The 13512-nt window shown below is 48.8% G+C and carries 13 protein-coding genes; all 13 read right to left on the minus strand.

Going from position 1 to position 13512, the window contains the following annotated elements; translation table 11 throughout:
• Positions 1 to 231 precede the first annotated feature (231 nt).
• Positions 232 to 651: a large-conductance mechanosensitive channel protein MscL gene (gene mscL, locus Afil_RS09515; RefSeq protein ID WP_230268324.1), complete on the minus strand. Its 420-nt coding sequence runs from the start codon at positions 649 to 651 to the stop codon at positions 232 to 234.
• 42 nt (positions 652 to 693) lie between these two features.
• Positions 694 to 1164 carry a CpXC domain-containing protein gene (locus tag Afil_RS09520; RefSeq protein ID WP_230268325.1) on the minus strand — a complete coding sequence of 157 codons (471 nt, stop codon included), beginning with the start codon at positions 1162 to 1164 and terminating at the stop codon, positions 694 to 696.
• A gap of 12 nt (positions 1165 to 1176) precedes the next feature.
• On the minus strand, positions 1177 to 2958 hold the full coding sequence (locus Afil_RS09525; protein ID WP_230268326.1) for an aminopeptidase P family protein: 1782 nt from the start codon (positions 2956 to 2958) through the stop codon (positions 1177 to 1179).
• 584 nt (positions 2959 to 3542) lie between these two features.
• Positions 3543 to 4559 (minus strand): hypothetical protein, encoded by a 1017-nt coding sequence (locus Afil_RS09530; protein WP_230268327.1) that lies wholly within the window; start codon positions 4557 to 4559, stop codon positions 3543 to 3545.
• A gap of 146 nt (positions 4560 to 4705) precedes the next feature.
• The gene (locus tag Afil_RS09535) at positions 4706 to 5539 is read right to left on the minus strand and encodes a hypothetical protein (RefSeq protein ID WP_230268328.1); all 834 of its coding nucleotides are present in this window, start codon (positions 5537 to 5539) and stop codon (positions 4706 to 4708) included.
• A 2-nt stretch (positions 5540 to 5541) separates the two neighbouring features.
• Positions 5542 to 6366: a mechanosensitive ion channel family protein gene (locus Afil_RS09540; protein WP_230268329.1), complete on the minus strand. Its 825-nt coding sequence runs from the start codon at positions 6364 to 6366 to the stop codon at positions 5542 to 5544.
• Positions 6367 to 6497: 131 nt separating this feature from the next.
• On the minus strand, positions 6498 to 7958 hold the full coding sequence (gene gltX / locus Afil_RS09545; protein ID WP_255658369.1) for a glutamate--tRNA ligase: 1461 nt from the start codon (positions 7956 to 7958) through the stop codon (positions 6498 to 6500).
• Positions 7959 to 8217: 259 nt separating this feature from the next.
• Complete coding sequence (locus Afil_RS09550) at positions 8218 to 8979, minus strand: hypothetical protein (RefSeq protein WP_230268331.1); 762 nt, start codon at positions 8977 to 8979, stop codon at positions 8218 to 8220.
• On the minus strand, positions 8954 to 9727 hold the full coding sequence (gene srtB, locus Afil_RS09555; RefSeq protein WP_230268332.1) for a class B sortase: 774 nt from the start codon (positions 9725 to 9727) through the stop codon (positions 8954 to 8956). The genes Afil_RS09550 and srtB overlap by 26 nt, the downstream gene beginning before the upstream one ends.
• Before the next feature lie 78 nt (positions 9728 to 9805).
• Positions 9806 to 10861 carry a DUF7601 domain-containing protein gene (locus tag Afil_RS09560; RefSeq protein WP_230268333.1) on the minus strand — a complete coding sequence of 352 codons (1056 nt, stop codon included), beginning with the start codon at positions 10859 to 10861 and terminating at the stop codon, positions 9806 to 9808.
• A 122-nt stretch (positions 10862 to 10983) separates the two neighbouring features.
• The gene (gene lepB, locus Afil_RS09565) at positions 10984 to 11541 is read right to left on the minus strand and encodes a signal peptidase I (RefSeq protein ID WP_230268334.1); all 558 of its coding nucleotides are present in this window, start codon (positions 11539 to 11541) and stop codon (positions 10984 to 10986) included.
• A 35-nt stretch (positions 11542 to 11576) separates the two neighbouring features.
• On the minus strand, positions 11577 to 11819 hold the full coding sequence (locus Afil_RS09570; protein ID WP_230268335.1) for a hypothetical protein: 243 nt from the start codon (positions 11817 to 11819) through the stop codon (positions 11577 to 11579).
• Between the two features lie 37 nt (positions 11820 to 11856).
• A complete protein-coding gene (locus tag Afil_RS09575) occupies positions 11857 to 13269 on the minus strand; it encodes an InlB B-repeat-containing protein (RefSeq protein WP_230268336.1) in 1413 nt (470 codons plus the stop codon).
• Positions 13270 to 13512: the final 243 nt, after the last annotated feature.

Consider the following 13512-nt stretch of genomic DNA (forward strand, 5'->3'; position numbering starts at 1 on the left):
CTTTGGAGAAATCGATACCGAGATCGATTGCAGGGATGATTGATTCCATGAAAAAGCCTCCTTGAATAAAGGAATTATCCCAAGGAGGCGGTCGAGAAAATACCCGTCTTTTATTTGACGCTTACCGTTCGCACCTCTGGCAGCTCATGCGCAAATCAAAAGCCGTCGGAATCAGCATTCCAGACGGCTTGAATGAAATTCGGAATTGTAAAAGGATCGAAATTCGAAACCCTATTTGGCGGCGTTTTCCTTGGCCAGCAGGTCGCGGATCTCTTCGAGAAGAACCAGCTGAGGATCCGGCTTTTCTTCTTCGGCCGGTTTTTCCTCTTCTTTTTTCTTCTTGAGCGCATCGGCTTTGGCGCGGGCCGTATTGATGGCTTTGACCATGCAGAATACGACGAGGGCGATGATCAGGAAGTTGAGGATAGCCTGAAGGAAGAGGCCGTACTGCAGTTTTGCGGAGGCGATGGTCACGGACAGATCGGCAATGTTGACACCGGCACAGATCATGCCGACGACAGGCGTAATGATGTCGGTAACGAGGGAGTTGACGATGGCAGTGAAGGCGGAACCCATGATGATACCTACAGCCATATCCACAACGTTGCCGCGCGAGATAAATTCTTTGAACTCGCTGACGAATTTGCTCATTGTTGGAAAATCTCCTTTTCTTTTCTGTATTTTACTGAACGTCTAAGAAGATTTTGGAAGAATCGACCGTATTCCAATCAGATCTCCGTCTTTATCCAGCCAAAGAATACTTTTTTGCGCGTCGTAGTCCACAATGCGAAGCCTTGTCCCGTATTCCTTTTCCAGACGGCGCTTGAGCGCCAGCGTTTCCTTTAGCGGAAGCTGCAGATCCAGAATCGAAAAAGCTTCCAGAAACTGCCGGGAGGAGCGGGTGATGACCACATTGCCTTCAAAGCCTTCCGGATTGCGGTCCGTACAGATCAGCGAAAGCGAAGAGCGCGGGTCGCGCCAGACGAGCGAATATTCCAGAGGAAAAAGCTGATGACAGCCCTGACACTGGTGCATGAAGTAGGTTCCGTCTTTGAGCCGCTGATACTCCGTGCTTTTCTCATCGCGAATGAGATAGGTATCGCGCGAGAGGTAGAAGGAGCGCCCGCAGTGCGGACAGGTAAACGAAAAGAGCCGTTTTTTCATTCGATTTTGAATTTACGCGTGAATGGGGCGGGTCTTTTCGTACAGCCAGGCGGCTTCTTCTTCATTCAGACGCGGCGAAATTTCGTCATAGACACGCTGATGATAGGCATTGAGCCAGTCGATCTCGTTCTGTTCCATTTCTTTTACGTTGAGACCGCGAACATCAAACGGAACGAGCGTCAGCGCATCGTGCCTGTAAAACTGTCCGAATTCGGTTTCAAATGCCGGAACGGTAACGAGCAGGTTTTCGTGACGAATGCCGTACTTGCCTTCGACATACAGACCCGGTTCATCGGAAGTCACCATGCCCGGCATCAGAACGCAGGAATCCTTGCGTTCCGGAACAATCCGCCAGCGGAAGCCGTTTGGACCTTCGTGTACGCTGAGCACATGACCGACACCATGACCAGTGCCGTGGTTGAAGTCCAGACCGTTTTTCCAGAGCGGTTCACGGGCGGTAATATCGAGGTTCAGACCGCGGGCGCCCGCCGGGAATACGGCTTTTTCCAGAGCAATGTGTCCCTGCAGCACACGGGTGAACGCTTCTTTTTCTTCATCCGTCAGATCGCCGACCACAAACGTACGGGTGATATCGGTAGTACCTGGGTAATAATGTCCGCCGGAGTCCACGAGATACAGACCGCGGTTTTCAATCACGACGGGATGTTCGTGATCCGGATGATAGTGCGGCATCGACGCATTCGCGCCATACGCAGAAATGGTTGTGAACGATTCTTCAATAAAGTCCGGCTGAGCGGCACGGAATTCGTGCAGCTGATCGGCAGCCGATGTTTCGGTCAACACATGACCGGCTTTCATTTCGTCTTCCAGCCACTTCCAGAAGCGGATCATCGCCACCGCGTCCTGCTTGTGCGCTTCACGGAATCCGTTAACTTCGGTTTCGTTTTTGCAGGCTTTCATCAGCTGGATCGGGTTATCCTGCCAGATCGGGTTTTCAATCGAACGTCCAATGCGGGAGTTGATGAAGTCGCGATCCATCAGAACCGGTCCTTCCAGAGCTTTTGCATCGTCGTAGACCTGATCGTACGGTGCCGTGCGAATGCCGGCTTTTTTCAGGAGTTGGGCACTTGTCGCATCGAGGCGGCTTTCATCGATATAAAGCGTTCCGCCGTCTTCATCGACAATCGTGTAGGCCAGAGCGACTGGGAAGCTTGGAATATCGTGGGCACGCAGATTATAGAGCCAGGCTACTTCGTCGATCTTGTTGGTAACATGATGACGGGCGCCGGCTTTGTTCATGGCCTCACGCAGTTCGGACAGTTTTTCTTCCATGGATTTTCCGGTGTATTTTTCATCGAAATGGGACGTTTCTGTTGCGGGGAGTTCCGGGCGATCCGGCCAGGCTTCGCCGGCCAGATCCAGACTGGTTTCAATCCGGATGTTCTTTTCGTTCATGCGATCCTGATACTTTTCAAAGGCATGCATGGAAATGCAGCGGCCGTCGAACGCCAGCGTTCCGCCGTTGTCGACATGATCGAGAATGTACTGTTCAATCGATGGCGTTTCGGGCATGCCCATTTTCATCAGGTCTACACCAGAGTCTTTCAGCTCCTGGGCAGCCTGCAGGAAATAGCGGCCATCGGTCCAAAGACCCGCCTGATCCTTCAGAACGACCAGAACGCCGGCACTTCCGGTAAATCCGGAGAAGTGCTTTCTTGCGCCAAAATAGTCGCAGACATATTCGGTATCGTGGAAGTCCGAAGTCGGAATGATGACGGCATCCACGTTATGCTCAGCCATTTTTTCTCTGAGCAGTTTTAAAGGTTGATTCATCGGTTGGTCCCTTCTTTCTGAACCCCATTATAGAAGAGCAAACGCCCAACCGGCCAATTCCCGGCCTGAATCGCCCAATTGGACCGGTTATCGCTTTCGCCGGACACCGTTTTGGCTCCTTTGGATTTTTTCGGTTTCCACCGGGGAATTCAGGTTTGATTTTGTTTCCATTCGTTTTCGGGGTACTTTTCTCTGGCGGCTGTCTCCTGAAGCTTTCCCTTACAGATTGCTCTTCCCGCCTCCTTTTTTGCCTCTTCTTTTTACCGATCGTTTCTTTGTTCATCGGCTGACCGTTTGTTTTTCCAGGATGGCCGATAACCGCTTCGTTTGCCTGCGGTCAGCCCGGCAGCAGCCGGAAGGCGCTGCGCTGGTATCCCGTATCCTTTTGGATTCCCTTCTGAAAATCCTTGTCCCGGTTCGAATCGTCACTCTTCTCCAAAGTCTTCTCCGAATTTTTCTCAGAGACCCATCCCCAGATTCTCGTGCGGATCTTTCGCAGTCTCCGTCTTCTTTTTTCCAACACAAAAACGCACCGCGAGGGTGCGTTCCGTTTCAAAAATTCAAGAAGGGGTCTCGATCCGAACTTAAACCTGAACGGGCGCCGTGTTGGGATCGGCGAGATTGTTTGGATCGATGCCTGGATCGACCGGAGTTTCTGGCGGGATCGCATTGGGATCCGGCTGTACCTCAGGATTTTCTTCCGGATTCGGTACCGGTTCTTCCGGCTGCGGCTCCGCCTGGGTTTCCGACTGCTGAGAGGAAGGCTGATCGGGTTTGTTTTCTTCTTCCTGCGGTTTTCGCTCTTCCAGCTCTTTTTCAAACGCTTTGGCGTCTTCCCGGCTCATCGGCTTATTTTTCACTTCTTCGCTGATGCGCTGTTCGGGGGCCACGTTGTAAATGTTATCGAGGCCGGTCGGGCCGAAGATCGCGAATACCGCCATGAAAAGGCAGAGCAGAATCGTCTTCACAATATAGAAGCCGACGTTGCGAGCCGGATACGTGTTTTCCAGACGCATGTACTTGAACTGGCGCCACAGAAAGAACAGCGGCGTAATGAGTAGCAGCGTCTGCAGCAAATACGCTCCCGGGTTGACCGAGTTAAGGTAATACATCACATCGAAAGCGGCACGGGATTCGATCGCGTTCGCAAAGAAGAAGGAACGAATCCAGAGCACGTAATGGTTGTAAAAGCCCATGGTCGAAAGCAGACCGATGCCAAATACGAGCGTGGTAAAGAAGATGATCGTCCGTTTGATCTTTTTGTTTGTGACCGCCGTCATACGAATCGCGCGCGAAAGCGAGCAAATGTACGTCACAATGAGCCATCCCAGATAAATCCATGGAGAATACGGAATCCAGGGCGCCAGGATACAGAAGACGATACTCAGAAACAGGAAAATGTTTCCAAGCGTGTCCGTCCTCGAATGCCATCGGCGGATTTTGCGAATTCCAAACGTGCGGAAGGAAAACGGCGTAGTCAGAATCGACTGCCAGCGCAGCGGGATGAAGATACCGATAATCGCCACGATCAGAACGATCACGGTATACAGCAGAGCCTGACTGTACTGGGGCGTCTTGAGAATAGTCGTTAAAATATTCATAACATGCTCCATAACGAAAGCCTGGAGAGTGGCTCCAGGCCGTGAATTGTAAAAAAGTTCTTTCCTATTCTACAACGCGATTCGGAGTATGGGAAAGTCTGATCTTTTTCCGACGCTATTGAGTCGTCCCAGCAGATCCGATCCGCTTAGCTGATTCGAGGTTCGTTTTTTCGGTTTCCAAACACCTGACCATGCCATACGTACGCCAGCGCGAATACGACTGCACACACGAGCAGCACGCTCCATGGCGAAACCGTAATCGCCCCGGGCCAGTTCATTCGGCCGACATAATCCGAACCCAGAAAGCCGATCAGGCAAAGTACGATCGTCAGCCACCGTTTCCAGCCTTTTGGATAGCGGGCAATGCAGGCGATGAGCAGTTTAGCGACCACGTAGACGCCAAGTGCGGAAATCAGATCACCAGGACCGAAGTGCATCGTCATCGGCAGCGCTTCATGCGCGAAAAACGGATCCATCCAGAGATTGATCAATACCTGCTTGATGGCAATCCAGAGCGGAACGAACAGAAGCAGATCCATACCTTCTCGAACCCAGTGACTCGTTTTCTTTTTTGCCTTTTCCGCTTGCAAAGTCTGACGCGCCTGCTCGAGCGTCTTGGAAAGCCGGGTTTCCAGCGGTTCTGGTTCCATTCCTGGTTCCTGCTCTTGTTCCTGTTCACGTTCCTGTTCAAATTTCTGTTCCGGTTTGGCATCGGTTTGATCCGGATTGTTGATGATGGTGACCGCGCTTGCTTTCTTACTTACCGTAAGTGAATTGGTCGATCCGCTTGGATGAGCTGGACTGGGTGCATCCAGAGCGCAGACTGTGCTGACCAGATCGCCGCAAAGCTGCCTCGTCAGATCAAGCGACAGATTGGCTTCCCGAATCTGAATCAGAACCGGCAGCGCATCTGCTCTCGAAAAGCCCGGCAGTCGATACGATTCGACTGCCGGTAAATAAATATAGGTATAGAGATTCATGCTTAATTTCCTTTGGTCTCCTTTACGCCTGCAGGAGCAGAAGAAAGGGTGATGACATCCGTCGGTGCTGCCAGGGCAAGGCTGCTTCGGATTTTCTGAATTTCCTCCTGCAAAGCAAACTTCATATCCCAGAACTGTTCGATCGTGGAGTAGCAGACCAGATTGATTTCCATACCGCTGCCGTCGGCCAGATAATCGCCGATCTGGGTTTTCGGTTTTGGATCCTTGAGCACGTACGGGCAGGCTTCCATCGCCTTTTGCGCTTCACTTCGAAATTCCTGTGGATCCACAAACAGACTGACCGGAACCTTGATGACAAGACGCCGGGAAGGATAGCACGAATAGTTGGTAATGGAATTGGAAATCAGAACGGTATTGGGAATAACCACTTCCTGATTATCGAACGTTTCCAGGGTAGTAAACATGATTTCAATCGAAACCACTGTGCCTTCACACTCGTTGCAGGCAATATAGTCTCCCACTTTAAACGGCTTGGTAATCAGAATCTGCAGACCGCTGGCTACGTTGGACATGTTGTCCTTTAATGCCAGAGAAATGCCAAGGCCTAATGCGGAAAATGCGCCGACAGCTACCGACATATCCACACCGATCTGGCCTAAGGCAATAATAATCGCAATGATGCGAATCAGAATGTTCGCCAGCGATCCGGTAAATGTCAGTACGCCTTCATCCACACCTTTTCGATTGTGCAGACGCAAAATCAGACGCTTAACCGCAGGTCCTAAAAAGAAACCGATCACCAGTTCAATCGTGGCCGCAAGAAGCTTCATCAAGAAATTGTTATGAATAAACTGTTCCCAGCTCATCAATCCTCACTCCTTTCCAAAATTTGCAGAATTGGGATGGGACGGGTAAAACCGACAGAAAAAAACTGTGCCATACCATAAGGATACAGCACAGTAATGGTTTAAGTCGGAACGATTCCTGAAGGAAACGACTAGGCGAGCACCTCTTCGAGACGCGCGATTCCCTGATCAATTCGAGCGAGGGATTCGTCTTTGCCCAGGATATGCACGATTTCAATCGCGCCGCCCGGGGTGAACTGCTTGCCGGATACGGCAGTACGTACAGGCCAGAGAACCTGCCCGTTTTTCATGCCCATTTCCTTTGGCAGAGCAAGCAGAGTTTCGTGAACGTTTTCTTCTGTCCAGTCCTGAATACCGGCAATGGCTTCACGCGCGGCTTTCAGTGCGGTCAGGGCCGTTTCCGGTGTGGATTTCATTTTCTTGTGACGATACATCTCGAGATCGTAGTCGCCTGGCTGATCAAAGAAATCAACAGCCTCTTCGATCTGGTTGAGAATATCGATACGCGGCTGGATGATCTTCGCGATTTCACGATGGGAATACGGACCTTTGACAGCTTTTTCCAGATACGGTCTAACCGTTTCAAAGTATGTATCCTCATCCATGCTGCGCAGATAGACGCCGTTCATCCAGGTCAGTTTGTCGATATCGAAAATCGCCGGAGAGCGGGAAATGCGGGATACATCGAAGACATCGATCAGCTCTTCGAGCGTGTAGATCTCCTGCTCCGTTGGCGGTGCCCAGCCCAGCAGCGCAATGTAGTTGATAATGGCAGCGGGCAGATAGCCTTTGGCTACGAGATCCTGGAAGGACGCATCGCCGTTACGCTTGGACAGCTTATGCTTCTCATCTTTCATTACGGGCGGAACGTGAACATAAGTAGGTCTTTCCCATCCATACGCGTCATAAATCAGGTTGTATTTCGGGGTCGAAGACAGGTATTCGTTGCCGCGAACAACGTGGCTGATTTCCATCGTGTGGTCATCGATGATGTTGGCGAAGTTATACGTAGGATAGCCGTCGGATTTCAGCAGGATCTGCTCGTCGAGCAGGTCGCCGTCAAATTCGATGTGGCCGTAAACCATGTCATCAAAGGATGTTTCTCCGACATTGGAAATGGTCTGACGAATAACAAACGGATCACCGCGATCGATACGCTCCTGCACTTCCTTGGCATCAAGATGCTTGCAGGGATCGTCAAACTTGAAGGAAATACCGAGGGATTCAGCTTCCTTGCGCTGCGCTTCAATTTCCTCTTCCGAGCAGAAGCAGTAGTGGGCATGGCCGGTTTTTACGAGTTCTTCGGCATAGCCTTTATACATAGGAAGACGCTCAGACTGAATATACGGTCCGAAATTGCCGCCGATATCTGGTCCTTCGTCCCAGTTCAGGCCGACATCTTTCAGAGTTTTATAAATAATATCTACTGCGCCTTCGACTTTTCGTCCCTGGTCCGTATCTTCAATACGAAGCAGGAAGTCGCCGTTATCGTGTTTGGCAATCAGATACTCAAACAGAGCTGTACGCAGGTTGCCAATGTGCATATAGCCAGTCGGAGATGGGGCAAAACGAGTTCTAACTTTACGAGACAAAACAATCAACTCCTTAACATACAAATCTTAATGGATTATTTTCCTTTTGACAAACCGCCCTCCCACCCCTGCAGTGCGCGTAACCTTTTTCGCCGCCATTCTCTATTTTCAATCCGCGAACGTTTAGAAACGCATGCAAAAAAGCAGCCTTCCTCATGCTAGAGCACGTTAGGAAAGCTGCTGATTTTCCATCTAAGTTCCGCACTAAGCGGATAGAAATGGATAAGCGTTTTAGGCTGTTTCTTCTTCTGCCCGGCGCTTACCGGTTCGATTTATCACGGGAAAGCTTTCTCTGCGTGAAGATCAGAATGATCGTTGCGGAAAGAGCAATCCAGATCCAAAGGTTGGCACTAAGCGCTGCGGCAGTGTTCGGTCCATGGCCCTTGGTGGGGGGATTCGAGGAGCTGGAGTTGCTTCCCGATCCATTCGAACCGCCAGGTTTGCTTCCTGAATCACTTGGCTTATTGCCTGAATCAGACTTGTCGCTGCTGGAGCCGGAGGAAGTGTCCGAGCTGTCATCGCCCGGGTCGATCGTCGGCTTGTACTGAATTTCCTGCATGGTATCGCGTTTCGCCTGATCCGACGCCGCATGATCCATTGACGGATAGGCCTTCACGACAGCCACCAGGCCGTCTTCACCATTCGTGATCGAAACGCGGATCGTCGTATCGTCTTCAATCAGCAGTTCACAGTTGTCTCCCTCGATCAGATCGGAAACGAGCACGTAATAGTAGTCGCCAGGGACGGTATACGTGATATTTCCAAACCAGTCTTTCCCTTCGCCGTTAATGCGAAGTACGGTTTTCTGAGGAAGCGGTGCGCCGTCAACAGCTTCAAGTCGGAATTCCGTTACAACCGATACTTCGGGACCCGGTTTCGGTTTTCCTTCCGTAAAGAAGGTGGAAACCGGGATGTTTACATCGACTGAAGACGCCGCGTAAACCGAAATCGGCTGAAAGGACATCACGAATAGAAGACCGGCAAGAAGAAGATGCTTAATTTTGTTCATACGAATTTTCATTAGCATTCTTCACCTCCTGCTTATTCTGGATGCGGCCAAAGAGAAGGACGCGTCCATTTGTTTCAACGTCATAGCAAGTCGAAAGAGCAATGATCTGCTGATCCGGCTTTACGCCGATATCGCGGTACTGCTGGCAGTCTTTTTTGAGCCGTTCCAGGAATCGTCCGTCAAGAGTCGAAGCTCCCTGCGGAATGGAATATACGTCCGGGTCTGCAGCATCAGTTTTCAGTACCGCAAACACTTCGATATCCCATTGCGAATCCAGAGAATACAGCGTCCCCGTTTTGTGATCATCGAAATAGTCCTTTTTCAGGAACTTCGTCAGATCTCCGAACATTCCGCCGTTTTCCATATGATGTCCATACAGCAGCGAATAGGGATCCGAGAAGTCCAGGCTGTTCAGACAGGAAAGGAAGATCGAACCCGAAAGAGAGAAGTCTCCCAGAGGATCCTTATTCACATATTCCATGTCATCCTTGCCCTGAACAATCGGCTGGTCGATATGTGTATCATCGATCGTAATCCATCCGATCACGTCTTTGTTCATCGCCACCAGTTCATCCATTGACCAGGACTGGCCAGGAGCCGGTTTGTATTTCATCAGATCGGAACCAAAGCCTGCCTGCGACAAGCGCCAGTTGTCCAGGAGAGAATAGCCGCCGTACAGCATCATGCAAAGAACAAGAATCATTGCGATGAAACTGATCAGTCGATCTCCCATCCGGGCCAGTTTTGCAGCTCTGTCCATTTAACTCTTTCTCCTTTGTTCATGAGAAGCTCTAAATCTTCTTATGAATTCGTCTATTCCAGATTCGATGATCCGAAATTAGTCTTCGCGTTTACGACGGAAGAACATGCCAGCGAATACACCGCCCAGACCAACTACAGCTACATAAGGAGCAGCAGTCATCAGGATACCCGTGGGAACGTTACCATCTTTGGTGTTGGTGAATTTGATTTTATCTTCCTGTCCATCGTTGATTGCAATGTTTTCAGCTTTGGATCCAGGGAGATCAGCCGCATCATTAATGCTGTGTTTTGCTTCATACCCAGCTCTCTGCTCTTCTACTGTGTAGATATCATCAGCTGTCAAACCGTCAATCGTTACGAATTCACTGTCAGCAAGTTTGAAGATGTAAGTCACCTGATCATCTGCTGTACTAGTGGCCGGAGTAATCTCTTGATTGTTATTACTTTTAATGGTGAATGTCTGTCCAGGCTTTTTCGTAACAGTGAGCGTGAAGTCAAATTTCTGCGCCTTGTCTCCCTGATTACCACCTACAGTTTTGGAGACAGTCAGCGGACGCGTATCATACTCATGCGCAAACACGAGGTCATCTTCCTTGCCTGCTGGATCGGTTACGTCTGTGCCAGCCTTTCTGAAGGTATAACTCTTGATTACCTTATTGGTGCCCTCCCATTCTACGTTTACATACAGATCGTAAGTCTTCGTATCCACAGTAACTCCGTGGTAGTTATCACCAGTTTTGTCATCAGCGCTGATCGTGTATTTAAATACACCGGCTCCTTTAAAAGCATTTACGTTGTCACATACGATCCTGCTCTGGGTGTACTCAATAATATTTTTAGTAGTATCAACATCTTCTGGAGCTGCATCAGCTTCTACATGCAGATTGGGTGCAGCTTCACCGTTGAAAATCGTACCTCCAGCAGCCGTCTCAGACCATTCAGAATCACCTATAGCAGGCGTGATCGTATAGGAGAAGGTTGTAGCTGTTGCAGGGTGATGTCCATCGTGAGTAGTTAAAGTTGTGTTGAATGTTGGTGTACTGCCCTCAGCTGCGAAGATCGGAGTAGCTACGCTAGCCAGAGAAATCATGCTTGCTGCTGTAAGAGCTGCGAGAGACTTAAAGTTTTTCATTTTCTTTCCTCTTTCACATTTCTCAATGAATCGGTATAAGCCCTGGACCGACATAAACCAAATTCCGAGAAATTTTTTATGATTTGTTATTCAAAGTTAAATCTTTGAAAGGGCGGCTGAATTTAGAGAGAGACGCGGCGGAGAATCGTGGAAACTTTTCCAATAATGTTTTCCCGCTCAACAGGGCCAAACTGCCGGCTGTCGGCTGCGCCTTCTCGAAAGTCGCTCAAAATGAAATATTCATTGTCGCCAAGAAGCAATGGGTACGTAACGTCTGAATCGTATGCAGGGGTGGAATAATAAATCTCTCCTTCACTGACGGTTCCGTTATTTACTTTCAGCTTCGCATCTTCGGTAATTTCTACCGTATCGCCGGGCCGTGCGACAATTCTTCCGGTCCGGACTTTACCGTTTGCCTCATAGGAAACGATATCGTTGTTCCATAAATTCGAGGGAAAGCAGTAGACCAGAGCAATGTCACCAGACCGAAGTGCAGGTTTCATGTCATCACCGGAAACGATTGTGAGTCGGAAGACGACGCCAAACAGGACATAAATGAAGAGGATTAGTCCCGCCAGCCGAGTCAGAAAGGATTTGATGTCTCGCCGATCCAGTAAATCCTTTCGCCTTCGAGCAATCACTGCTTCCGGGGTAACTGGTTTTGCTTTCTTTTTTTGCATTGATTTCTAACCTCTTATATGGAGCATTTAAATTTTTATTCGCTAAGCGAAGAGGAATCGCTGCTTTTGAGTTTCTGGATTTCCAGATCTTTTTCATCCAGCAAAGCTCGGTAGTACGATTCCTGACACGCCATGACGGTTCGATAGGCTTTCTGCAATTCTTCCATCTGACGCCATACGCTCAGCTCACTTACACCGCCAAAAGTCTTTTTGGTAAATTTCATCTGGGAAATGAACTGAGCCAGATCCTCCATGTTCTTGCAGGATTCCGGGCTCATTTTTTCTTTTTTCTCAGGTGTGGTTTTCCCTTTGCTTTTAGCGCTGCTCATGTTCACGTTCCTTTTGGAAAATTAAGGAATAGGCTGCGAGAGCCAGAATGCCTAAAGCACCGCCGGTAACAAGAACTGAATTTTCTTCACTGTCATCGTGAAGACCACCAGGAACAGTTCCCTGCTTTTCATTCTGGAAGATTACCACTGTTTCCCCGTTAAACTCTTTTGATCCAGTATCGTTCGTACTACCAGATTCCGTCTTCGTTTGAGTGGTGATTTTGTAGGATGCGGTGTATCCCAATGGATCTTCCCACACCTGATAATGACCGCCTTGCGGAACATTGAAAATGCATTGATCACCATTACTCAGATCAAATGTGTACCATCCTGCGTCGTCAGGCTCAATCGCTGAGTTTGCAGACAGATAAGGCTTGTAGTCGCTATCTAACACTCGAACGTGGAACTCAAACTTCTGCGTTCGATCCGCAAAGTTACCCACAACACTTTTTCGAACAATGAGCTGTTTCAAATCCAAAGCCCACTGCGCATAAAAGGTCGTATTTTCGTTCAGAATGTAAGGATCCAGACTGTGATAGATCGTCTGTCCAGTTCCATCCGGAGTTTTCGTCCAGCCAAGGAAAATATATCCAACGCGCTCAGGGACAACTTCTTTTCCATCACTGTCATGACCTACTGTGATCTCAGTCCCAAGCTCTTTCTGATATCCAGAAGGTACCTGGACTGAGTTATCATCACAGTTTCGATTGTATGTAACGTTGACAAGCTGCTTTTTCAATACAACTCCGTCTACATGCCATCTTCCTTTTCCTTCATTTTCGGAAAGGTTTTGAAGCTTTTGCACATACCAGAGCACATAATCAGTTTCCGGATCAAAATCATGGCCTGCTTTCTTCATCACATTTTGAATCTGATCTGCGGTCGGAAGGACATTCAGTTTTTGTGAAACATCATTTAAGGCGTTGACTTTCGGGTCGTTTTTTTCCACATAACCGTTATGGCTGTTGTCAATAATCCAACGTTCTTCCTGAATTGCTCCCTCAATCTTGATCATGTCCGTGTAATCGCCAGTCTTGTAATCACTCGGTTCGAATGGGATCTCACCATCTAACCGGATATAGAACTCTGCAGGCAAATTAACACTCTCATCTTGCCAGATTGCGTAAAGCGTTTGATTCTCCTGCGTAAGCTGATAAGGCGTAGAGGCTGGATACAGAGGATCTCCATTACCGTTTCGCAGATCCTTTGAAATAGACCAGCCCAGGAATTTATATCCTGGTCGTTCTACGTTCACATCTGGAAGAGTGACGATTTCTCCTCGCTGCCCTGTTTTTGGTTGCAGGACAAGATCAGGTCCACCGTTATTGTCGAAGTTCAACACATACATATCAGGTGTCTTTTTCCGATAGACCAAATCCGCTGAGAAGCTGTAATCCAAAGATTGTGTCTCAGAATAACTCTGTTCATTCTTATAGCAGTAAGAAGCAGTAATACCTTTTTTACTCTTGGTTAACTGAATCTCATCAATAATATAAACGCTACCTCCGCCAGTCTTCTGTAAGCGTCAAATAAAAGACGGGTATTTTCTCGACCGCCTCCTTGGGATAATTCCTTTATTCAAGGAGGCTTTTTCATGGAATCAATCATCCCTGCAATCGATCTCGGTATCGATTTCTCCAAA

Source organism: Allobaculum fili, from assembly GCF_020969955.1.
Taxonomy (GTDB): Bacteria; Bacillota_I; Bacilli_A; order Erysipelotrichales; family Erysipelotrichaceae; genus Allobaculum; species Allobaculum fili.

What these genes read in the sequence shown, in the direction of transcription:
- mscL (WP_230268324.1), bottom strand. Translation starts at nt 651, where the DNA reads ATGAGCAAATTCGTCAGCGAGTTCAAAGAATTTATCTCGCGCGGCAAC.
- Afil_RS09520 (WP_230268325.1), bottom strand. Translation starts at nt 1,164, where the DNA reads ATGAAAAAACGGCTCTTTTCGTTTACCTGTCCGCACTGCGGGCGCTCC.
- Afil_RS09525 (WP_230268326.1), bottom strand. Translation starts at nt 2,958, where the DNA reads ATGAATCAACCTTTAAAACTGCTCAGAGAAAAAATGGCTGAGCATAAC.
- Afil_RS09530 (WP_230268327.1), bottom strand. Translation starts at nt 4,559, where the DNA reads ATGAATATTTTAACGACTATTCTCAAGACGCCCCAGTACAGTCAGGCT.
- Afil_RS09535 (WP_230268328.1), bottom strand. Translation starts at nt 5,539, where the DNA reads ATGAATCTCTATACCTATATTTATTTACCGGCAGTCGAATCGTATCGA.
- Afil_RS09540 (WP_230268329.1), bottom strand. Translation starts at nt 6,366, where the DNA reads ATGAGCTGGGAACAGTTTATTCATAACAATTTCTTGATGAAGCTTCTT.
- Afil_RS09550 (WP_230268331.1), bottom strand. Translation starts at nt 8,979, where the DNA reads ATGAAAATTCGTATGAACAAAATTAAGCATCTTCTTCTTGCCGGTCTT.
- srtB (WP_230268332.1), bottom strand. Translation starts at nt 9,727, where the DNA reads ATGGACAGAGCTGCAAAACTGGCCCGGATGGGAGATCGACTGATCAGT.
- Afil_RS09560 (WP_230268333.1), bottom strand. Translation starts at nt 10,861, where the DNA reads ATGAAAAACTTTAAGTCTCTCGCAGCTCTTACAGCAGCAAGCATGATT.
- lepB (WP_230268334.1), bottom strand. Translation starts at nt 11,541, where the DNA reads ATGCAAAAAAAGAAAGCAAAACCAGTTACCCCGGAAGCAGTGATTGCT.
- Afil_RS09570 (WP_230268335.1), bottom strand. Translation starts at nt 11,819, where the DNA reads ATGAGCCCGGAATCCTGCAAGAACATGGAGGATCTGGCTCAGTTCATT.